The sequence below is a fragment of the Alkalihalobacterium sp. TH-98 genome (genome assembly GCF_057473385.1).
Genome location: NZ_JBYCKM010000038.1, coordinates 29551 through 51924, shown reverse-complemented (window position 1 = coordinate 51924; position 22374 = coordinate 29551). Strand labels below are relative to the sequence as shown.

17 protein-coding genes are annotated in these 22374 nt (G+C 36.8%); 13 read left to right on the top strand and 4 right to left on the bottom strand.

Translation table 11 applies throughout. From position 1 onward, the window contains the following. Nucleotides 1-22: 22 nt before the first annotated feature. From mreBH to AC2VNP_RS13580, 7 genes are all read left to right on the top strand, one after another. The gene (mreBH, locus tag AC2VNP_RS13610) at nt 23-1030 is read left to right on the top strand and encodes a rod-share determining protein MreBH (RefSeq protein ID WP_486917848.1); all 1008 of its coding nucleotides are present in this window, start codon (nt 23-25) and stop codon (nt 1028-1030) included. 157 nt (nt 1031-1187) lie between these two features. After that, entirely contained in the window at nt 1188-1343 is a 156-nt protein-coding gene (locus AC2VNP_RS13605) for a hypothetical protein (RefSeq protein ID WP_486917847.1), read from the top strand. Nucleotides 1344-1407: 64 nt separating this feature from the next. After that, nucleotides 1408-2700: a DUF2254 domain-containing protein gene (locus AC2VNP_RS13600; RefSeq protein WP_486917846.1), complete on the top strand. Its 1293-nt coding sequence runs from the start codon at nt 1408-1410 to the stop codon at nt 2698-2700. Between the two features lie 350 nt (nt 2701-3050). Further along, nucleotides 3051-3875: a transporter substrate-binding domain-containing protein gene (locus tag AC2VNP_RS13595; RefSeq protein WP_486917845.1), complete on the top strand. Its 825-nt coding sequence runs from the start codon at nt 3051-3053 to the stop codon at nt 3873-3875. 95 nt (nt 3876-3970) lie between these two features. After that, nucleotides 3971-4594 carry an amino acid ABC transporter permease gene (locus AC2VNP_RS13590; protein WP_486917844.1) on the top strand — a complete coding sequence of 208 codons (624 nt, stop codon included), beginning with the start codon at nt 3971-3973 and terminating at the stop codon, nt 4592-4594. Next, entirely contained in the window at nt 4591-5313 is a 723-nt protein-coding gene (locus tag AC2VNP_RS13585) for an amino acid ABC transporter ATP-binding protein (RefSeq protein WP_486917843.1), read from the top strand. The genes AC2VNP_RS13590 and AC2VNP_RS13585 overlap by 4 nt, the downstream gene beginning before the upstream one ends. Nucleotides 5314-5468: 155 nt before the next feature. Further along, nucleotides 5469-6833 carry a flavin monoamine oxidase family protein gene (locus tag AC2VNP_RS13580; RefSeq protein WP_486917842.1) on the top strand — a complete coding sequence of 455 codons (1365 nt, stop codon included), beginning with the start codon at nt 5469-5471 and terminating at the stop codon, nt 6831-6833. A 108-nt stretch (nt 6834-6941) separates the two neighbouring features. Here AC2VNP_RS13580 and AC2VNP_RS13575 read toward each other — a convergent pair whose 3' ends face one another. Continuing rightward, complete coding sequence (locus AC2VNP_RS13575) at nt 6942-8165, bottom strand: MFS transporter (RefSeq protein WP_486917841.1); 1224 nt, start codon at nt 8163-8165, stop codon at nt 6942-6944. Between the two features lie 482 nt (nt 8166-8647). On the opposite strand from AC2VNP_RS13575, the gene AC2VNP_RS13570 reads away from it, so the two are divergent. Next, entirely contained in the window at nt 8648-9952 is a 1305-nt protein-coding gene (locus AC2VNP_RS13570) for a hypothetical protein (protein WP_486917840.1), read from the top strand. 150 nt (nt 9953-10102) lie between these two features. After that, a complete protein-coding gene (pepF, locus tag AC2VNP_RS13565; protein WP_486917839.1) occupies nt 10103-11911 on the top strand; it encodes an oligoendopeptidase F in 1809 nt (602 codons plus the stop codon). Between the two features lie 598 nt (nt 11912-12509). Here pepF and AC2VNP_RS13560 read toward each other — a convergent pair. After that, complete coding sequence (locus AC2VNP_RS13560) at nt 12510-13574, bottom strand: AbrB family transcriptional regulator (protein ID WP_486917838.1); 1065 nt, start codon at nt 13572-13574, stop codon at nt 12510-12512. 251 nt (nt 13575-13825) lie between these two features. Between AC2VNP_RS13560 and AC2VNP_RS13555 the strand changes: the two genes are divergently transcribed. Beyond that, nucleotides 13826-17083 carry a DEAD/DEAH box helicase gene (locus AC2VNP_RS13555; protein ID WP_486917837.1) on the top strand — a complete coding sequence of 1086 codons (3258 nt, stop codon included), beginning with the start codon at nt 13826-13828 and terminating at the stop codon, nt 17081-17083. A gap of 439 nt (nt 17084-17522) precedes the next feature. Here AC2VNP_RS13555 and AC2VNP_RS13550 read toward each other — a convergent pair whose 3' ends face one another. Both AC2VNP_RS13550 and AC2VNP_RS13545 read right to left on the bottom strand, forming a co-directional pair. Beyond that, the gene (locus AC2VNP_RS13550) at nt 17523-19106 is read right to left on the bottom strand and encodes a bifunctional metallophosphatase/5'-nucleotidase (RefSeq protein ID WP_486917836.1); all 1584 of its coding nucleotides are present in this window, start codon (nt 19104-19106) and stop codon (nt 17523-17525) included. 451 nt (nt 19107-19557) lie between these two features. Next, complete coding sequence (locus tag AC2VNP_RS13545) at nt 19558-19983, bottom strand: hypothetical protein (RefSeq protein ID WP_486917835.1); 426 nt, start codon at nt 19981-19983, stop codon at nt 19558-19560. 382 nt (nt 19984-20365) lie between these two features. Here AC2VNP_RS13545 and AC2VNP_RS13540 point away from each other — a divergent pair, with 382 nt between their 5' ends. The 3 genes from AC2VNP_RS13540 (at nt 20366) to desA (ending at nt 22214) form a co-directional block, all read left to right on the top strand. Next, the gene (locus AC2VNP_RS13540) at nt 20366-20551 is read left to right on the top strand and encodes a hypothetical protein (RefSeq protein ID WP_275119127.1); all 186 of its coding nucleotides are present in this window, start codon (nt 20366-20368) and stop codon (nt 20549-20551) included. Nucleotides 20552-20628: 77 nt separating this feature from the next. Further along, nucleotides 20629-20919 (top strand): DUF6509 family protein, encoded by a 291-nt coding sequence (locus AC2VNP_RS13535; protein WP_486917834.1) that lies wholly within the window; start codon nt 20629-20631, stop codon nt 20917-20919. A gap of 245 nt (nt 20920-21164) precedes the next feature. Continuing rightward, on the top strand, nt 21165-22214 hold the full coding sequence (gene desA, locus AC2VNP_RS13530) for a Delta(5) desaturase DesA (protein WP_486917833.1): 1050 nt from the start codon (nt 21165-21167) through the stop codon (nt 22212-22214). Nucleotides 22215-22374 lie beyond the last annotated feature (160 nt).

The following is a 22374-nucleotide window of genomic DNA, read 5'->3' as shown; positions in this document are numbered from 1 at the left end:
TAAAAAAGTTGGTGAAATAGCTATGTTTATGAATTTTGAGTTAGGTATAGACTTAGGAACAGCTAATATCCTTGTATATAGTAAAGAAAAAGGGATTATATTAAATGAACCATCCATCGTTGCGATTAACAAGCATTCTCATGAAGTTGTAGCCGTTGGAATGGATGCCAAGCAAATGGTGGGGAAAACGCCCGAAAACATTAGAGTGGTTAGTCCATTAAAAAATGGAGTCATTGCTGATTTTGATGTAACAGCGATGTTGCTCAAACATGTGATGAAATTATCTGCAAAGAAGCTAGGGTTGTCGTTTAGAAAGCCGAGTGTCATCATTTGTGCTCCTTCAGGCTCTACATCGGTCGAACAACGTGCAATCATCGATGCGGTCAGAAGTTGTGGGGCTAAACAAGTGGAGCTCATTGAAGGCCCCGTTGCAGCTGCAATTGGTGCTGGATTGCCAGTAGATGAACCAATTGCTAATGTTGTCGTTGACATTGGTGGGGGAACGACGGAAGTAGCGATCATTTCTTTTGGCGGTGTAGTTTCTTGTCAATCGATTCGTATTGGCGGTCACAAGTTTGATGAGGATATTATTCAATACATTCGCAAAAAGTACAACTTATTAATTGGAGAACGAACAGCTGAACAAATTAAAATGGACATTGGTTACGCGCCTTGCGATCATGAGCAAGAAACAATTGAAATTAGAGGAAGGGACCTTGTATCTGGACTTCCTAAAAACGTTACAATTAATTCAACAGAAATACAAGAATCAATGAAAGAAGATCTATTTCATATTCTAGAAGCCATTCGTGCAACACTTGAAGATTGCCCGCCTGAATTAAGTGGGGATATTGTTGATCGAGGGGTTATCCTAACCGGTGGAGGGGCTCTTTTAAATGGGATTGAGGATTGGTTGAGTGAAGAAATTGTTGTCCCCGTTATGCTAGCACCAAGTCCATTAGAGTCCGTCGCGATCGGTACTGGTAAATCTCTAAAAATGTTGTCAAAGATGAAAAAGCGTATAGGCTAATATAAATTGTTTGTAACTAATAACAAAAAGCATCTATAGTCAGTTGACTATAGATGCTTTTTGTTATGACCACTCAATAATCTAATTAAAGTATAAAAGAATGGCTACTGGCTATTCTAGTGATACATGAAGTTTAATAGTAAAGGATTAGATTTCGATGAAAAAAAAGAAACCGATTTGGAAAAAATGGTGGCTTTGGCTAGTGATCTTGTTCGTTTGCTTAAATATACTCATTACGAATTTATCTGAAACCGAATTTGACCATGAACAAGAACGAAATGAGTTAAAAGAAGGGAACATCTCTACTCATTAGTCAGGTGTGGAAAACTTATGTCTAGCGAACCCTCTTACTCATGTGACAAGGAGGTTGGTAGTACATGATTTATAATCTCGTGTTGAAGGTACGAAAAAACATTTGGCTTATACCCAGCGTTTATTGTGTATTAGCTACCGTATTAGCTCTTTTCATCATTTGGTTAGATACTGTACATGGCGAGAGAGTAGAAGCTACACTTCCTGCAACTATATTAATTAGTGTTGATCTTGCCCAGACGATATTAGGGATTATTGCTGCGGCTTTATTAACGATGATTACAATCACATTTTCTACAATTATGGTCGTTCTGACAACTTATTCCTCACAGTTTTCACCGAGAACGCTTTCAGATTTTGTAACGAATAAAGTGACGATGCGGGTGTTAGGAATTTATATGGGAGGGTTTATGTACTCCATCCTTTCTCTATTATTTATGAGAGAGGACCTAGAACATGAAGTGATAGCAGGGACAATTGGTGTGCTATTTTCCATCGTTTGCTTAGCCTTTTTCGCTTATTTTATTCATTTTGTAGCGACTTCTATTCAAGTCAATAAGTTAATTAGCGAATTGACTAGACATACACTTGATACGGTCTATAATCGCAAAAAGCCAGAAAGAAAAACGGAAACGATAAGTATTACCTTTAACAAGCCTAAGCTAGTCCCAGAGGGATTCACTAAAATGGAAGTAAAAAGCAGGACATTCGGATATATTCAACTTTTTCAATATGATCACTTATTAAAAAGAGCGAAAAAGGATGATCTTTACGTAGAAATCGTTCCTGCAATCGGCACATTTATCACTACAAACCAAACCATTTTTAACGTTTACTATCAACATAAAAAACCGAAGATCAATTTTCATAAATACGTAGAAGTGGGTAATGATCGCACGATTTTACAGGATGTTGATTTTGGTATACAAAAAGTGGTAGAAGTAACACTTAGGGCTTTGTCCCCAGGTATTAATGATCCAAATACAGCAATAGATGGAATTTTGCACTTAGGAAAATTATTAGCAGAAGCATGTAAACAAGATGGAAACTACATTATGTATTCCGATCAATCTGTCGTACGAGTGGTTGCTCATCAAAAAACAGTAGAGGAAATACTTTACGTCACTTTTTATCAGATCTGTCATTACAGTCGGGAAGATATATCAATCATGCTTGCCACTTATGAAGCTCTAATTATGATTGCAGAAGAAAATGATCAACAGATAAAAAATAAGATCTGGACCTTTAGCCAGTACATAGATAAAAGTTTTAATAAAAAGGTCCTTCAAGACCTCGATCTTCAATATTACTATGAAAAAGTAAATCAATTACGAGTAAAAACACTTAATCCTTTATGAAAACTGTAGATCACTCTACAGTTTTTTTTTTTTTTCTTTACGGTTTATGGTTTATGTATGTAGACAAGGAAATAAATGTCTCTTTGTACACATTTAACTATTTCAAAACTTAATTAAGCAAATTCCTAGGGATATGGAGGATCTTCCGTTATTTAGGAGGAAACGGCTACGTATTATAGTTAACAAACCCTTATTATAAATTAACAGCATGAATACTAAAATATCAGTAAATACAGAATTTGTGAAAAAATGTATATATGTTTAACATAAAATGTATGAAAGAAGTTTGTAAAAGTATGTGATGAATGACACTACTTTCGCTTTACAAAAAAGAAAGGGGCGCAAACAACTTGAAAAAATTAGAAAGAAAAAGAAACAGTAAGATGAAGAAATGGATGGGTGGTCTTGTAACATCTGCACTCTTACTAGGCATGGCAGCGTGTGGGACTGCTGATGAAACTCAAGGTGAAGCAGCAGGTGATGGAGGTACGCAGGAAGAAGCACAAGAGATTTCAGTTGCTGTTGTACAAGATTATCCACCGTTTGAGTACATAGTGGATGGAGATTTAACAGGATTTGATATTGATATTATCGAAGCAATTGCGGCTGAAGAGAACTTAAAAGTTAACTGGGAGATCATGAGGTTTGATGGTATTATCCCTGCATTACAAGCAAATCAAGTAGATGCAGCTGTATCTGCGATTACAATCCGCGATGATCGTGCAGAAGTAGTTGATTTTTCACAACCTTATTTTGAATCTGGTTTATCACTGGTTGTTCCAGTAGATAGTGATATTAATAGCATTGAAGATTTAGAAGGTGCCCAGATCGTTGGAAAACAAGGAACATCTGGTCTTGAAAAGGCGAGAGAATTTGCAGAACAGTATAACGGTGATGTAACGGTTCTCCAAGAAGATGCAACGATGTACATGGAAATTTTATCAGGTAACGCTGATGCATTGGTGAACGACTACCCAAGTGTTGCTTATAAGATTTCAACGGATGGTGAAGATACACAATTACGTATCGTTGGTGAACGTTTAACAGGTGAAGATTACGGAATCGCTGTATCTAAAGGTGCAGAAGGACTACTTGAGAAAATGGACAATGGACTCTCTACTATTATGGAGAACGGAAAATATGAAGAAATCTACAATCAGTATTTTGGTGAATAACGGGTTTTAAAGGTGTGACTGATTAGGTCTCACCTTTTTTACTTAATCATAAGGAGGAACTTACAATCGAGACTTTACAGATAATCATCGATGCGATGCCAGTGTTATTAAAAGGGATGTGGGTTACGGTTCTTATTACGGTCATTTCCCTTTTAATTGCATTGGTCATTGGTTTAGCTTTTGGACTATGTAGTATTTCTAGAAATAAGCTGTTACGAGCTATAGCAACCATTTATGTTGATTTAATTCGCGGCACACCGATATTAGTACAAATTTTATTTATTTATTTTGGTCTTCCATCAGCGACAAATATTACACTTACTGCCTTTACAGCAGGTGTCATTGCTATCAGTATTAACGCTGGGGCCTATTTAGTTGAAATCTTCCGAGCTGGAATTAATTCCATTGACAAAGGACAAATGGAAGCAGGTCGTACGTTAGGCTTTTCTTATGCACAAACGATGCGTATTATCATTTTACCTCAAGCTGTTCGAAGAATGATTCCAGCGTTCGTAAATCAATTTATCGTTAGTATAAAGGATACATCACTTCTTTCCGTTATCGGTATTGCCGAATTAACAATGTCTGGTCAGTCCATCTATGCGATGAATTTCCGTGCGTTTGAGATTTTAGGGATGGTCGGCATACTATACTTCGTCTTAATCTATACATTAACGTTATTTTCTCGCTGGCTTGAAAGGAGATTGGATGTCGCATGATCAAAATCGAAAATTTAAAAAAATCATTTGGTGACTTAGAAGTTCTTAAGGATATTAACGCGGAAATTAAACCACAAGAAGTTGTTTGTGTCATCGGTCCGTCTGGTTCAGGTAAAAGTACGTTTTTACGTTGTATTAATCGTCTAGAGGAACCAACTGGTGGCTCAATCTATATAGAAGGGAACGATATTACCGATCCTAAAAACAACATTAATAAAATGCGTCAAAAACTAGGGATGGTGTTTCAACAGTTTAACTTATTCCCTCATATGACCGTGCTACAAAACATTACATCTGCACCTATTCGGCTTAAAGGAAAATCAAAATCTGAAGCTGAGACGCTTGGGTTGGAACTTCTTGAGAAGGTTGGTTTGACAGATAAAGCAAGTGTTTATCCTGATAACTTATCGGGTGGACAAAAACAACGGGCAGCGATTGCTAGAGCACTAGCGATGGAACCTAGCATTATGTTGTTTGATGAGCCGACATCTGCTCTAGACCCTGAAATGGTCGGTGGTGTTTTAGAAGTTATGAAAGACTTAGCAAAAGAAGGAATGACGATGGTCATTGTAACTCATGAAATGGGGTTTGCTAAAGAAGTTGCTGACCGAGTGATTTTTATGGATGGCGGCTACATTGTGGAAGAAGGAGAGCCGAAAGCGATTTTTGGTAATCCACAACACGAACGTACTCAAGCTTTTTTATCGAAAATATTATAAGTAAATGGGAAAGGTGCTGGTTATTTATCAGCATCTTTTTTTCTAATTTGTGACCTTTTTTCCTTTATATAGACAAAACCTCTATTGTAGAAGAGAATGAAATAAAGGTAGTTAAGGAAATACTAAGTATAATTTCTAGATGTTAGAAAGAAGGAATGGAAGTGGAGAACTCTCATAACGAAGTAGATGTTGTCATTATCGGAGCTGGTTTATCTGGTTTGGCAGCTGCTTTTGAATTAAAAAAACAAAATATTTCTTTTACAATTCTAGAAGCCCGTGACCGTGCAGGGGGACGTATCTATAGTTTAAAAGAAGATCGTTTTGGCTTAGATTTAGGAGCCCAATGGATTAGTCCTCATCACGAGAGAATGAAACAATTAATTGCAGAGTTTAGTCTAGAAACGGTTTCGACGAATCAAAAAGGGAAAACGATTTACGAACAAAGAGGAAGAGTTAAGGAAGTGAACGGGTTTTTACCACCTGTATCACGCTTAGCTCTTATTGATCTTTTTAAAATTAAACGGAAAGTCAATCAAATAATTAAACAACTCCCAGACGAAGCCCCTTGGAATACGGAATTGGGAAAAAGCCTTGATCAAATTACGATGCAGGATTTTGTTAATGCTTCGATGTTTACAGACGAGGGGAAAATTCATTTTACGTTGTTGGCAGAAGAAGAATTAAGTACAAAAATGTATAATGTATCAGCACTCGATGTTTTTTGGTTTCTGAAATCGGCCGGAAGTGTAAACAAATTATTGTCCGCAGAGCAATATTGGATTCGAGAGGGAGCATCTTCATTAGTGGAGTGCATGGCAGAATCTCTTAAGAATTATATTGAGTATAACCGACCAGTTGAAGAAGTTAAATACGATTCATATAACAAGGCAGTTGTTTCTACAAGAGAGAAACAATGGAAAGCGCAGAAAGTGATAATCACTGTTCCACCTAATATTACAGGAAACATCAAGTTTGATCCCGAGCTCCCTGAAACCCGTATTGCACTACAACAGGAATCGGACTTTCCTTACGTTATGAAAATGGTAGTTGTATATGATAAACCGTTTTGGCGAGTAGCTGGTTTAAATGGATCCTTATTTTCAGATCAAGGTCCAATTAGTTTAACGATGGATAGTTCACCAATAGATCAAAGGTTCGGGGTTTTGACGATTTTAATAGGTGGGGAGAATGCACAAATCTTTAGTAAAATGGGTCAAGAATACCGCAGAACGGAAACAATTAAAACGTTAGTACGATTTTTTGGAGAAAAAGCAGGAACACCTATCCAGTTCTACGAAAAAGATTGGTCAGATGACAAGTGGACACGGGGTGGGTATGGAAGTCATTTTCCACCTGGGACGTTATCAAAATACGGAAGTGCTTTAACTGAGCCAGTAGGTCCTATACATTGGGCCGGGGCAGAAACAGCAACTCAATGGCGACTTTACATGGAAGGTGCCGTACAATCTGGACAAAGAGCAGCTGAAGAAGTTAGGTATGCTTTTCATTCCAAACAGTAGCAGCACATGAGGTTAGGAAATGAACCTCATGTGCTTTTTTCATAAAAGTTGTAAGTTATAAAAAGAAAATCGTCAAAAGGAAACCTTTTTCAGAATGGAGGAGTATTCTCAGTTCATTTCTGCACTAATTTTCGGTTCTGATTCAGTCTGATGTACAGCACTTCTTACTTTTAGGCACAAGACCAATCCAACCGATAAACAGATAGATGAGAATACAAAGGCACCCTTAAATCCGCCCCAATCATCAATTAGCCAGCCAGCAATAGTTGGCCCGATAAATTGACCAACTGCGAAATATAGGGTCACATAACTGAAAGCGAGCGGCATATCAGCAGGTTTTACTTGGTCCATACTAGCGGCCTGTATCAAGGTAAATAGACCGATTAAAGTACAGCTTAAACCAACCATATGAACGGTAAAACCGAGTATCGTAGGGTAAAGGATTGGAAGGAGCATAAACATTAACGTAAGCGCCATGGTTAAAATTAATGATTTTCTTCTTCCTAATTTATCAGATACAATTCCCCAGATGGGTCCGCTAAAAATAGATAAAATCCCATTTAAGGCTATTAATTGTCCTGCTAACTTTGCACTGATCCCATATTCAATCATAAAACTCATAATGAACAACATTTGAATAATGTAAGCGATACCAATAATTCCATAAATAAAGCCTACATTAATAACGGCAGGATTTTTATAAATTTCTCTTGGAGAAGATTGTTGATTATCTAATTCTTTGGAAGCTGTGTCGGGCGGATTTTTAATTAAAAGTAATGTCAACAGGACAACAGTAAAGCTAACGATAGCGAATAGTCCCCAAGATAACCTCCAGCCAATAATAGGGAAGCTGGCATTTAAAGCTGGAATGATAAACCCTGTTAACAATAGTCCAACCCCGACCCCGCTTGCGGTAAGACCTATGACAAATCCTTTCTGTTGCGGGAACCAGGCGACAAGTAATGAGATTAATGGAGTGTACGTAAATGCAGTACCGATACCTAATAAAAGCATAAATAATACAGTTAACGAATAAAACGGAGTGAAGGTTAATCCGATAAACCCACAGGTAACGATTGAGATCCCAAGAAGTACCGTTTGTTTTCCACCCCACTTTGCAGCAAGAACACCTGCAAACATGACTGTACATACATATCCGAATGATGTAATCGTTCCGAGTAAGCCTGCCTCTTTGTATGTAATATGTAGACCGTCTCGCATAAATGGGAGAACAACACCATAAGAAAGTCTTGCAAAAGCTAATACGACAATAGTAGTTAACATGCCTAGAAGAGAATAAAGCCACAGTTTCTTTTTTTGAATCGACGCCATATTTTCTAATCTCCTTTATAAAAATTGGACTTATTAAAAAAGGTTCCATCTGAGAAATGGTAGATCAAAAGTTTTTGACCATTGGTTAAATTTTCTGATAATTAATTTTACTATGGATTCCGAAAAAATAAAATAATTAACTTCCTGTTTTTAGGAATTACATAATTTTTTGGTAGAAAAATCATTTTAGTTTGATAATCATTGGTGGTCGTTTATTATGAAACGATAGATGTTTGATTTTTTGTGTGGGCGTTCATTAGAGATGTAGAGTAGGTGGGTGCGTTATAATAATTGTTGCAACAAGTAAAATAGAGGAATGAGAAAACATTAAAGGTGTTTTAGGTCATGGGCTCAATTGATTTACATGACGATGTATTATAGAAAGGGAACTACTGAAAGAAGGGTTAAGTTAAATGTGCAAATGGATCAATAGCAATTTATATTGGATATACACTTCCATATTACTTCTCTTTATCATCAATATGTTTGTTGAAAATTTGATAATTACTTATACTGTTGGGATCTTAGCAGTACCGATGTTATTTATTTCTTTTTTAGGTGCCACAAGACTCTTTCGTATAATGGGAACAATTTTTGTAGGGGTTGGCTTGGGTTTCTACGTTTATTCCGGTCTACCCATCTATGAAATTCCACTGTATACGACGTCTACAATGCCTTTGTTGGCTTTTTTAACTGTACTTCCATGGATGAACAGTGTGGTTCGGTCCGGTCGATTTGATCGACGAATTAATGAAATTATGAAAGTTAATGTAGCTGATCTAGGAAAATTATATATGAGAAGTTCATTTACAACGTATATCTTATGTACGTTTATCAATTTGTCTGCTTTATCGTTTACCCAAGATGTTTTGAAAGAGAACCTGGCAAAAATGAAGAAGAAAATTAGCGACTCTTTTATAAGCAAGTCGACATTACGAGCGTTCGCTCTTGCATTAGCTTGGAGTCCGATGGAAATCATAGTTGCTATTACAGTTGATGCAACAGGGGTAAGCTACCTTACGTATTTACCTTGGATGTTCTTATTTTCCTTCGTTATATTTACTCTAGATAGTTTGTGGAATAAAAAGAAATTCCAATCGATCCCATATCATTTAGCTGAAGGCGAGGAAACGAGGAAGATCAATCCGAGAACTATTACTATCCAAATCTTTAAATTATTACTTGCATTGACAGCATTTCTAGTCACGGTTGTAACTGTTAGCAACTATTTTAACTTAAACTTTATTTTGTCGGTTACGTTAGTTATTCTACCGTTTTCGTTTAGTTGGGCCTTACTTATGAAAAGATGGTATAGTTTTTGTGCAATTGGCTGGAAAACTTGGAAAGTCCGAACGAATAATCTACAAAACTTTGTCGTGTTATTTTTATCGTTAGCATTCTTTTCTAGTAGTTTAAATGAAACACCGTTTCTTCAGCTAATTCAACAGCCTTTTCTAGGAGCTGCTGAGCAACCGTTGTTCATATTAATCTTGATTCAAATGACCTACTTGTTCATGAGTATGATTGGTGTACATCCTATCGCAACAATTGGTGTCTTAATAGAAGTACTGCCGCCACTCTATGAATTAATAAACCCTGTTAGTATTGGAGTCGTTCTTATTACCGGGGCGTTGGCAACAGCAACAGTAGGAACATATGGAGTAACTGTTACTATGACGTCAATGAATACCGATCAAAACCCTTATCGAATTACCCTGCGCAACATGCCTTTTGCACTTTTTTATGGAGCAGTTGGAGTATTAATGGGTTTTCTTCTATTGAAATAGAGACTTGCTTAAAGAGTACTTAAAAAACTGAATATTCCTATTAAATGTATCGTTGGTTGTAGAAAACGTGGTATAATGAATTTATCTTCGGAATACGAAATATATTTTAATAGTTTCTAGTAGACTTTACGAATGAGGAGATGAATGAGTATGTCTAAACGATTAGCTCGAACGGATGCACTGTTGGAACAAACGTGGGATTTAAATGACTTATTTACGTCAGATGAAGCTTGGGAAACAGAACTTAGTCAATTACCCAAGGAAGTAAAAAAAGTGACTCAATATAAAGGGAGATTAGGTGAAGGTTCAGACGTTTTGCTTGCTTGTTTAGAAGCTCAAGATGAACTCTTACAACGCACAATCCGTGTGGCGACATATGCTCATTTAAATACGTCTGTTGATGGAACGAATCCAACGTATCAGGCAAATGCAAGTCATGCTTCATCGACTGTAGCTTCGATCGACGCGGCGCTTTCTTTTATTCAATCAGAAATTTTAGATTTGCCAGAAGGAGTCGTTGAAGAATTTCTTAGTAAAGAGGAAGGGCTGAGCACCTATCGAAAGACGTTAACGGAACTTCTGGAAACAAAACCACATCGTTTATCACCAGAAACGGAAGCGATTTTAGCGTCGTTAGGGGAAGTGTTGGATGGACCTTTTTCAATCTACTCACGTAGTAAAACAGCAGATATGCAGTTTGATCCTATTATAGATGAACAAGGCGAAGAGCAACATGTGTCACTAGCTTTATATGAAACGTATTATGAACAGTCATCAAATACAACTGAACGAAGAAAAGCATATGCTTCCTATACAAAAGCATTAAATCAATATAAAAACACATTTGCTGCTACATACGCGACAGAAGTTAAGAAACAAGTTGTTATGGCGAAAGAGCGTAATTACAAATCGGTAACGGACATGTTATTACAGCCGCAACAAGTAACCCAAGAAATGTATCATAATATTTTAGACGTTATTCAAACGGAATTAGCTCCCCATATGAGACGTTTCGCTAAGTTAAAGCAACGCGTTTTTGGACTTGATAAGATGTACTTATGTGACTTGAAAGCACCGCTCGACCCAGAGTATAACCCAGATGTGACGTACGATGAGGCTGCACAAGAAGTCCTTGAAGCTTTAGAAGTAATGGGACCTGAATATATGGAGATTATGACAAAAGCAATCAATGAGCGCTGGGTTGACTATGCAGATACAGTTGGTAAACGAAGTGGTGCTTTTTGTTCGAGTCCATACGGGGTACATCCATACATCTTAATGACATGGGCAGGAAAAATGCGTTCGGCGTTCACACTAGCCCATGAACTAGGGCATGCTGGGCATTTTGCTTTAGCTGGTCGCTACCAACGTTATCATAATACGAGGCCTTCTTTGTATTTTATCGAAGCTCCGTCTACATTGAATGAAATGTTACTAAGTCATTCTTTACTAGCTAAATCAACAGATCCACGCAAACGCTTAGCGGTAATTGTGCAAGTGTTAGGGACGTATTACCATAACTATGTAACGCACTTGCTAGAAGGTGAAATGCAACGTCGCGTTTACGCTCATGCTGAAGCAGGAAAGCCGATTACAGCAAATGTTTTATGTGACTTAAAAGGTGCTGTACTATCTGATTTCTGGGGTGATACAGTGGAAATTGATGAAGGAGCTCGTCTGACTTGGATGCGTCAGCCTCACTATTATATGGGATTATATCCGTATACATACGCAGCAGGGTTGACGGTTTCAACTGCAGTTGCTCAAATGATTCAAGAAGAAGGACAACCTGCTGCAGAACGTTGGATGGAAGCCTTAAAAGCAGGTGGGACGAAAAAACCTCTTGAGCTTATGAAGATGGCGGGTATTGATATGACGAGTCCAGAGCCAATTCGCAATACCGTTCAATTTGTCGGTTCTCTAATCGATGAGTTAGAAAAGGGATTTGAAAAAATATAAACATCTATTCCGGTCATAGGAATTATATATAATGCGTTAAAACGAAGAAATAGATAAGTAGCTAAGTGGTTGTCTTAAAGTGTATGCTAAGCACCTATTTATGACTTAATGTGCTGAGTACCTATCCAATGGTGCTCAGTGCTTTTCTATTTATGAGTAGTATGGTGAGCAGTTAAATCAGTTAGTAGGTCACCGCATAGGAATAGTTGGAATGATGCACAGAAGTGGGGAATAAGAATGCACTCTAGACTTACTGAAGTTGGTAGAGGTGTGTTTAAAAGAGTAAGAATGCGACTAATATTTACATAAAATAGTAGTGATGGGATCGGATGTGGAAAGTATATGGTAGGTTAGGTTCAAAAGTAGAAAATATGGCTCGGTATTCACATAAAGTGGAAGTTGGTTCGAAAGAAGAACATACATGCCGGACACACAGCTTTAATAATGAAGAAGTGGGGTCCTTCCCCAATAAAAAAAGCCCATTTTCTCATAAAAACTGAAAAACGGGCGCTTCCAACCTACCAACTACTAAATCTTACTAGATTGAGCAATAGTCAGCGATAAAGGGGCTGATTAATCGTCTATTATTAGGCAACTATTACGCGGCATGTTTCACAGCGTTCTTTTTAAAATACCACTTCAAAAGGGGCGGAACACATATGATAATGACGAGAATACGGGTTAGCTGTAGTGCACTGACAATTGCTGGATCGCCGCCGACATATACGGCTGTTAAGACCATTTCGATAATTCCTCCAGGAGCCACACTTAACACCGCCGTCGCTAAGTCGAGTGATGTGAAGTAAGCTAAACCAGCACCTAATCCAAAAGAAGTAATAATTAAAAAAAGTGTAATCCCAAAGTAAACGTAACAGTATTTACCTCCTAGTTTTAAGTCAGTAAAAGAAATACTTTTACCAAGACTAATTCCAACCGCCATTTGTGCAGCAAGCAATACAAATTCAGGAATACTCGGGAGATTAACTAATCCGATGTTCATGAGTGCAGTAATCGCGAGAGGGCCTATTACGATCCCAGCTGGAATTTTATTTTGAACCAAAATTCCAATTATAATAGGAAGTAATAACCATAAATAGTTCAACCCTCCCCAAGTAAACGTGTCTGCAACCACTTCCGAGGCACCTGTTACTTCCTGTTGGCCAGTAAAATAAAAGACAATGACCGTAGGAACAATAAAGAGGACGGTTAATAATCGGACCGTTTGGAAGATGATAACTAATGAAGATTTTGCATTTAACGACTCACTGGCAATGACCATCTCGGTTAAGCCACCAGGTATAGAACCGAATACACTTGTCACTTGGTCAACTTCAATCCATTTCGTAACTAGGGTGCTTACGATAATACTTACACTTATTATTATTGTCGTTACGAGCAGAAACGGCAGGAAATACGGTCCAATTGTTAAAAATGTTTCGGCTGTAAAATACAACCCGAAATAAATTCCGAGAATGATTAATCCTGATTGTTTAATAGGGTTAGGCCAGTTGGCTTTACGCTTGGTAAAGCCTTGCCATAACATAACAAATGTTAATGGACCTAACACCCAAGGTAACGGGAGGTTAGCAAGGCTGTATACATACCCGCCTGCGAGACCTAAAAGTATCGTTTCCAAAAACTTTTTAAATTCTGAGGTGTTCATTTTTAGAGACTCCTTCTATGCACTATAATAGATGCTTATGAACTCACTGTAATTAAATATCTATGAAAATTTTAACACATTAGAAACAATTTCGCTTGTCGAAATATATATATTTGTTTTCATGCCACGAACAGGGTGGAAAACTTACAGAAAAAGTGGTTCAGGAAGGAGAATTAATGTCGTAATTGGATGTTGATTCCATACCGTAGTATAATGCAAATAGAACTGTGTATAGGAAGAGTTGGTGAACCATGCAATCGAAAATCGATTTGTCGCTTACTAAATCAGAAATAAAAGATATGTTTTCTAGTTCTGTTTTTAAAAGAGGCCTTGTTTATTATTATGAAAATCGTATTGAGGATTTGTCCTATGACGCTGATGAACAAGTATGGCATGCTTCAGTTATCGGAAGTGAGTCTTATGATGTTGAAGTTAGTGTGAAGAAAAATGGAATGGTTGTTGATCATTGCAGCTGTCCCGCACATGCAAGTTACGGGGAATGTAAACATAGTGTGGCTGTTTTACTTAAGCTTTCTGAAGGTGGGTCCTTAGGAGATAGTCAAACGTATTTTGAAGAACAACAAAAACGAAGAAGTTATGAAACAGCTAAGGCGCTTATTAACTCTTTTACCAACCTCCGTCCTCGTGAAAAGACCGAACTAAGCTTACCTACAAAGGAATCGTTGACCGTAGAATACTATTTAAAAATACATAATTCATACTCTATGCAAGATAAATATTTTTTTACGATTGAACTAAAGGTGGGTCCGAAAAGAACGTATGTAGTTAAGAAGGTCGGAGAGTTTTTAAAGCATTATCACGAACAAAAATCATACTTTTTTACAAATAACTTTAGTTTCGATCCTTTTGAACATCAGTTTACAAGCAAGGATGAAAAATTATTAGAAATGCTATATGACATGTATGCGCAAGAACAGTTATATACGCGTATGTCTCCTAATTATTGGTCAAAGACATCCATTATACCTAACCGGGAATTGCTGATTGCACCTTATTCAATCGATCGTTTGTTTTCAACATTTAAGGAATCTGGAACCGAGTTATTCTATAGCGATGCATATGGAAGGAAACAACGCATTGAGATCCATCCGTATTTTGAGTTGCCTTACTCCATTGAATTATTTAAAGGTGAAGAGAATGAATTTATCGTTGATTTGAGTCATTTTCAAGATCTGTTTTTTATGGAAATGTACGGTTATGTGTTTGATGAAAAAAACCTCTATAAGCTAACGAATGAACAACAAACGTATATGAAAGAGTTGGAACGGTTCTTAACTCAAGAAAAGTTAGCCATTTCTAAAGAGCAAATTGAGCAATTTGTATCGCACGTCGTTCCGAAATTAAACAAACTTACTACTATTCAAATGGATGAAACGCTTCAAGATGACTTGATTAGTGTTCCACTTCGGTCTAATGTTTTTATTGACTACGATTTGGAAAGAGTTACAGTCAAAGTAGAGCATCTTTATGGTGACATTACAATCAATCCATTTGAAAGAGAAAGCCGAACAACTGCTGATGTCAGTGAACGTATTATTATTCGTGATGTAGAAAACGAACAACGAGTTATGGATGTAATAGAAAGCTCATTCTTAAAAATTAACGGCGATCAGTTGTATGTTGAAGGGGATGAAGAGATTTATCACTTTCTCTTTCATAGTCTTCCGCTTTTTGAGCAAGCGGCTGATGTCTTTCTAACAAACTCTGCTAAAAACTTATTAGGATACGAACAATATGAACCTTCAACTTCCATTGATATTGATTCGAGCGGGAATTGGCTGGAAGTGAGTTTTAACGTTGAGGGAATCGAACAAGAGTCCGTCCAAGCGATCTTACAAGCGGTTGTGGAGAAAAAACGTTTTTATCGTCTGCCAAATGGCGCATTTCTATCATTTGAAGACAAGTCATTTCAACAAATGGATCAGATTTTTAAGCAGCTCGATATTCATGGTTCAGAGCTCGATAATGGTAAGGTTGAAATTCCTCTTTATCGAAGTATGCAACTAGAAAATATTATTGGAGAAGATCAACACTATAAAGCAAAGTACAGCAGAGCTTTTCGGAGGCTTTTGCAAAATTTAAAGCACCCCGATGAACTTGATTTCACTTTTCCAGAGAATGTGAAAGCGGAATTACGGGATTACCAAAACTTTGGATACCAATGGTTCAAGACATTATCTTCTTATCGTTTGGGTGGCATACTTGCCGATGATATGGGGCTGGGGAAAACGTTGCAAAGTATTACGTATCTTGTTTCGGAAAAAGAAGAACATCCATCTGAATTTCCATCCCTTGTCGTCGCACCTGCATCATTGATCTACAACTGGAAAAGCGAATGTCAAAAGTTCGCACCGAGTCTAAAGGTAGCTGTTATTGACGGCGCTCCGGAGGAAAGGAAGCAGAAGCTTGAGGATTTAAACGGTGTAGATGTTTGTATTACATCTTATCCATTGATGCGACAAGATAGCGACCTTTACGCTGAGAAGACATTCGATACTTTAATTTTGGATGAAGCACAGGCGATCAAAAATCCGCAAACGAAAACGTTTAAAGCGATTACGTCCATACGGGCACCAAAGCGTTTTGCTTTAAGTGGCACACCGATTGAAAACTCTATTGATGAATTATGGTCAATTTTTTACGTATTATTGCCAGGGTTTTTCCCGAAAAAACAAGAGTTTAGCAATCTAGAACTTGACCAAATTTCAAAAATGGTTAAGCCGTTCATCCTCCGTCGCTTAAAGACTGATGTATTAAAAGAACTGCCTGATAAAATTGAGACAGTACAAATATCGGAGTTAACGAAAACGCAAAAAGAATTGTATGTCGGATATTTACAAAAGGTGAAGCAAGAAACTTCAGAAATCTTAAAAACAGAAGGACTTAATAAAGGTAGAATTAAAATACTAGCTGCACTAACAAGGCTGCGGCAGCTTTGTTGTCATCCTTCATTGTTTTTAGAAGAGTATGACGGGGGTTCTGGAAAGTTGGAGCAACTTCTCGAAACAGTCCAAACTGCCATTAATAATGGGAAGCGAATCCTTATTTTTTCTCAATTTTCTTCTATGCTTAAAATTATTGAAGAAAGAATGAAAACAGAAGGCTATAACTATTTTTATTTGGACGGACAAACGCCAGGGAAAGAACGTGTCGATATGGCCGAGCGATTTAACCAAGGTGAGAATAGCTTGTTTTTGATATCCTTGAAAGCTGGCGGTACAGGATTGAACCTAACAGGCGCAGATACCGTTATCCTTTATGACTTGTGGTGGAACCCAGCAATAGAGGAACAAGCAGCTGGTCGAGCGCACCGAATTGGACAGAAAAATGTCGTTCAAGTTATTAAGATGATTGCTCAAGGAACAATCGAGGAAAAGATATATGAGATGCAGCAATCGAAAAAAGAGTTAATTGAAAAGGTGATCCAACCTGGTGAAACGATGCTCACTAGTTTAACGGAACAAGAGATACTAGAGTTACTAGGTTAGTCTGATTAAAGTCAGTTAGATAGTAATGGTTACATGAGAGACAGCTAAAAAACACCCGATATATCAAGGGATAGAAGGACACGCGGTTTGAAACAGCTGCGTGTCCTTTATTTTTATATAATAAACATATTATTTCAGTATATAAACATATCGAATAATCACAAGGAAGGGGATTGGATATAATGTAAAACACTCTTCTTTGTGTTCTTCTGCAGTGGACAACTTTGTTATTGAAGTTATATACCCAATTGTTAGACGTAACAATGTTTCGTTGTTGGTGAGGTGATTATGTATAGAAGTGAATAAACGTCGTATAAATATAAGGTGGGATGAAGAGAAGTTGGTCGCCCGTATTTTAGTGATTTTGTTTGGTGTTTTTAATTGGCTAGCGTTGGCTCAAATAAAAAACTGACCCTTGATTAAGAGTCAGCCGTATTCATTAATCGTGAACTACTTTCCAGTTGTGATTTATAGTAGCATCGATAACTTTGCGTTCCAAAATGTAGTTGGCAAGAAGTTCAGAGACATCGAGCGGGATGTCCTGGACGACTTCTTTTCCTTGGAACATAATATAATCTCCCCCGCCGCCAGCGCGGTAATTATTCATGACAACATGATATTCTTGATCTAACTCAATTGGTCTGCCTTCATAATCGAGTCGGACAATTCTTTCGCCAAATGGTTTAGAAATGTTTATTTCGTACTCAATCCCTTCCCACATATCGTAATTATAATGTTGAGGTTTCGGTGTTGTGAATTCAGGGTTGACCTCAATTTCTGTTCCATTAAAAGTGGCAAAGTAGGAGGCGGAGCGCTCTAGTGCATCTTTCATGTCTTGGCCCGTTATTTTCAGTACTTTTAACGTGTTTGGATAAATGTAATTTGAGACGATATCTCGCATCGTTACATCGGAATGTAATCCAGGTGCCTCATCATTAAAGAGAGCGGTGTTTGAAATATCAACTTTTGAAACGTCCATCTGCACTTTATTTATAAACTCAATTAATGCATTGTCGTGTGTGCGAATTTTCAAAGGATCGTCAATTAACATATTGCCGTTAATTTTACCAATCGGTTGATCTAACCATTCTTGGGTTTGAGTTTCAAATGACTTAATTAAGTCGATTATATGTGGATCAGCCTCAACTGATTGATCAACTTTAATAAGTTCTGCACTTTTTTTAACGATTTTCCAGGTATCCGTTTCTTTTTCTAAAGTAATGGATACGTGTCCTAAAGCCTGTCCTTTGTCGCTCGGTTGAACAATTGTAACGTTGTTCACTTCACCTGCCAGTGAACGGTGTTGATGTCCTGTTAATAATACATCAATACCTTCAACTTCTTTACAGAGTGCATAGCCTTGATTTTCTCCCGTTAAGTGTTCTGTAGCTTCACCCGAAGCGAGGTCACGTTCAAAACCACCATGATACGATACGATGACGACATCGACCTTTTCCTCATGACGTAAAATAGGCACCCATTTTTTGGCTGTCTCTAATGCATCATCAAACGATAACCCTCTAATATGATTTGGATTTTCCCAATTAGGTATGTAATGAGTTGTTAACCCTAAAATCCCTACTCTTAATTGATCCTGAAGTTCTTTAACGAGATAAGGTTTCCCGTAATAAGGTTCATTCGTTTCACTGTTAATAATATTAGCTGAAAGCCATGGGAAGTTAGAATCGTTAATTGATTTTTGTAGTATATTTTGCCCATAATTAAATTCGTGGTTACCGAGTACAGCAGCATCATAACCAATTTCGTTTAAAACTGTGATGACGGGGTTTACCCCTTCGTTATTAACGCGAGCATAGAAATAAGTTAATGGTGTTCCTTGAATGACATCACCGTTATCAATGAGAAGTGTATGAGATTTATTGGTCGCTTTGTATTGTTTAATTAGTGTAGATAATTTTGCTAATCCAACTTGGCTCGTAGCGTTATTACCATAGTTAATAGGAAGAATATTACCATGTATATCACTTGTTTCGAGAATAGAGAGAGTAACTTTTTTGGTCATTATCATACTTCCTTTCTTTTGTAAAATTTCCTTCATTAAATAATGTAGGGGAAATGTATAACATTTTAAGTAGAGTGTATTGGGTTTGGTCTATCTAGCGGTTTTGATTGTAGGCGCGGTATTTACGATGAACTCGTTGATTATTATAACTTAATGGTAGTCATAAGAGAAGAAGCTATGAGCATAAACAATTATAGATGATTGATTTACAAGAATATCTTTTGTTAGAGCCTGAAGGTAATTCTAAAAGAGTAAGCAAGGTAAATTGGAACTAAAACATTAAAATATAATCAAGAAAGAAGGTGTAACACCAAGAAAGAACGTGTACAACCACGTTCTTTCTTTGGTTCTCGTTGTGTTTAGCTAAAAAATGAACTAAATATAAATAGATACTTTAACATTTAAGCCCACATTATCAAGGGGAATAGTTAACGTTTACGTTTTGTTTTGTTTAATTCATACTATGTTCTTTATCTTTTCTTTCAATGAGGTCCTTTAAAATCTCAGTATGTAAGGACGCCCATGCTTGTTCACGATAGTGAAGTAAAATAAACACGATAGCAAAGCATGTAAAAAAAGTAAGGAAGAGAAAAACAAAAAATAAGTTCCCCTCAGCAGTTTCTTGGATTTGTTTTGAAAAAATTAATCCGAGCCAAGGTAAAATCGATATTAGTAAAGGAAACGTACCACTCCCGTTTTTTTCTTTCACCATTCGGTAGTGGATCATCTTTAATTCATTAACGGGAATGTTTTCATAAAATTTTTGAATTGAATAAATTTCATCGATTTCCCTTACGTCCTTAACGGCGTATTGCAGGTCAGTTGCTTTCTTGATTTTTTTATAAAATTTATGAGCATCTCCTCGAAACTTATCCATCAGTACTCCCTCCTCATAACCTCTAGAACGTATTGCCTTTTTAGGCAGAGTACAAGAAAAATGTATGAATGCTTATGTTTCATTAGTCTTTTGTAAAGTATTAATTTTATGCTTTTATATTTGAAATTGATGATTTAGCGTTTGTCTTTTACTGCGAGTTGATCTTCTTAGTTTTCTGGAAATCGCCTAGGGGACTATGTTACAGTGATTAGATATAATTCAACAGTTTTAAACATAACAGTTTCGACAATAAAATTTAAATTTCTACTATAAATCATTGGGCAAATGGGAATAATTCGTATAAAATAACAGTAAGATATCATGATGCTAGCAGTTGATAGCAAAAGGACTGGGTATAATAAATCGGAATGGAGGTTTGAAGTTGAGCGAGGAAAGCAGGGTCCAATTAAACGTAAGAATTACTAGTGAAACAGCAAAACAGTTTGAAGAAATTGTTGAATACTATCAAGAAAACACAAAACTAGGTAGGGTGTACAAAGGAGATGTATTGACAGATATTATTGAAAAATCTTATCAGATTATGCAAAAACAAAAAGCTTTAAAATAATAGAAAAAACATACATTCGGAACTAGCAGCCAATTGGGCATAAAGTTTGTTTGTTGAAAAGAAAGGTTGGATCAATTATGGAGATTACAGGACATTTAGTTGAAAAGATTGATGATAAGACAGGAATACTACTCGGAGATCGTTATGAATTTACTTTAGATATTCAGGTGCCGGAGGACGATGATTTACATAGAGAAAATGGTCTTTATATACGAATTATCTTTGCCATCGATGGTAACGACGGCCGAATTGCACAATATCATTTTTACGAAAAAACGACAGATGAGTCTCTTGATTTCGCTTTAGAAGAAGATGAAGAAGAGTTAATTATTAACTATTGTAAACAACATGTTGAAATGGGTATATAACCAAAATTGCCCTTTTAAAAACCCCAGACCAATTGGTCTGGGGTTTTTAAAAGGGTTGAAAGAATGTTGATACACTGCGGTTGGTTAACAAAAAAATGTTGGATATTATCCCCAGACTTGGCATCTGCCTCCTCAGAATATATGACATTTATCATGTTTTAACTATGACATGTATGACTACAACTTATTTTTGAAAGCGTTTATCATTAAGTTATAAAGAACCAATGAGGAAGTGAAATAAAAACATGGCAAAACAAAATCATAATCAATTAAGGAAACAAATTGCTCCATATGAAAATTCAAGTACTAAGGATAGTGTCTGGCAAGTTATTAATACACTAGTTCCTTTCTTCGTGTTATGGTATCTCGCTTATCTTAGTCTTTCTGTTTCATATGTGATAACGCTGGCCATTTCTGTGGTAGCTGCAGGGTTTTTAGTACGAATATTTATCATCTTTCATGATTGTTGTCATCAATCGTTTTTTAAAAACCGAAGAGCGAATCAAATCCTCGGAACCATTACTGGAATTATGACATTTGTTCCGTATGAACAGTGGAAGCATAGTCATTCGGTCCATCATGCGACGAGTGGTAACTTGAATAAACGAGGTACAGGTGATGTTTGGGTACTAACTGTCGATGAATATATGAATTCATCTTTTGGGCGTAAGTTGGCTTATCGATTGTATCGAAACCCGTTTGTTATGTTTGTTTTAGGTCCGATTTATATCTTCCTTATTGAATATCGTTTTAACGAAAAAAATGCTCGGATGAAAGAACGAATCAACACGTATATAACCAATTTTTCAATCGTAGCGGTCGTAGCGCTATTATGTTGGGCGATTGGTTGGCAGGCTTTTCTTCTAATTCAAGGGCCGATCTTTTTAATATCTGGTTCTTTAGGTATTTGGTTATTTTATGTTCAGCATCAGTTTGAAGACTCTTATTTCGAACATGAAGGAGAGTGGGATTATGTAAAGGCAGCGTTAGAAGGTAGTTCTTATTATAAGTTACCGAAAGTGTTGCAGTGGTTAACAGGAAACATTGGGTTTCATCACATTCACCACCTTAGTCCACGTGTTCCTAATTATAAGCTTGAAGAAGTCCATAATAACCATCAAATGCTACAGGATGTTCAAACGATTACGATTCGTTCAAGCTTAAAATCGATTCATTTCCGTCTATGGGATGAACAGAATAAGGCGTTCATTGGATTTAAAGAACTTAAAAGTATCAAAGAAAAACCGAAAGTTAAAACATCAAAGATTTCTCCGTCTGTAAAGTCAGAGTTATAAGATAATATATATAACGCCTCTCTTTTTTACTAGTCTTGTCGTTTTGTAAAAAAGAAGAGGCTGCTTTTATATTTTTTATATTGATCAATATGTCTGTCTATCATTGAAATACTTAACGGGCGCCTAGACTGTACTTATGATAAGATAGCGAGTAAGAGAA

Excerpts from the sequence above, each read along its gene's own strand:
- AC2VNP_RS13600 (WP_486917846.1), top strand. The coding sequence starts at position 1,408 with ATGATTTATAATCTCGTGTTGAAGGTACGAAAAAACATTTGGCTTATA.
- AC2VNP_RS13590 (WP_486917844.1), top strand. The coding sequence starts at position 3,971 with ATGCCAGTGTTATTAAAAGGGATGTGGGTTACGGTTCTTATTACGGTC.
- pepF (WP_486917839.1), top strand. The coding sequence starts at position 10,103 with ATGTCTAAACGATTAGCTCGAACGGATGCACTGTTGGAACAAACGTGG.
- AC2VNP_RS13605 (WP_486917847.1), top strand. The coding sequence starts at position 1,188 with ATGAAAAAAAAGAAACCGATTTGGAAAAAATGGTGGCTTTGGCTAGTG.
- AC2VNP_RS13550 (WP_486917836.1), bottom strand. The coding sequence starts at position 19,106 with ATGACCAAAAAAGTTACTCTCTCTATTCTCGAAACAAGTGATATACAT.
- AC2VNP_RS13560 (WP_486917838.1), bottom strand. The coding sequence starts at position 13,574 with ATGAACACCTCAGAATTTAAAAAGTTTTTGGAAACGATACTTTTAGGT.
- AC2VNP_RS13580 (WP_486917842.1), top strand. The coding sequence starts at position 5,469 with ATGGAAGTGGAGAACTCTCATAACGAAGTAGATGTTGTCATTATCGGA.
- AC2VNP_RS13575 (WP_486917841.1), bottom strand. The coding sequence starts at position 8,165 with ATGGCGTCGATTCAAAAAAAGAAACTGTGGCTTTATTCTCTTCTAGGC.
- AC2VNP_RS13555 (WP_486917837.1), top strand. The coding sequence starts at position 13,826 with ATGCAATCGAAAATCGATTTGTCGCTTACTAAATCAGAAATAAAAGAT.
- AC2VNP_RS13545 (WP_486917835.1), bottom strand. The coding sequence starts at position 19,983 with ATGGATAAGTTTCGAGGAGATGCTCATAAATTTTATAAAAAAATCAAG.
- AC2VNP_RS13570 (WP_486917840.1), top strand. The coding sequence starts at position 8,648 with ATGTTTGTTGAAAATTTGATAATTACTTATACTGTTGGGATCTTAGCA.
- desA (WP_486917833.1), top strand. The coding sequence starts at position 21,165 with ATGGCAAAACAAAATCATAATCAATTAAGGAAACAAATTGCTCCATAT.
- mreBH (WP_486917848.1), top strand. The coding sequence starts at position 23 with ATGTTTATGAATTTTGAGTTAGGTATAGACTTAGGAACAGCTAATATC.
- AC2VNP_RS13585 (WP_486917843.1), top strand. The coding sequence starts at position 4,591 with ATGATCAAAATCGAAAATTTAAAAAAATCATTTGGTGACTTAGAAGTT.
- AC2VNP_RS13535 (WP_486917834.1), top strand. The coding sequence starts at position 20,629 with ATGGAGATTACAGGACATTTAGTTGAAAAGATTGATGATAAGACAGGA.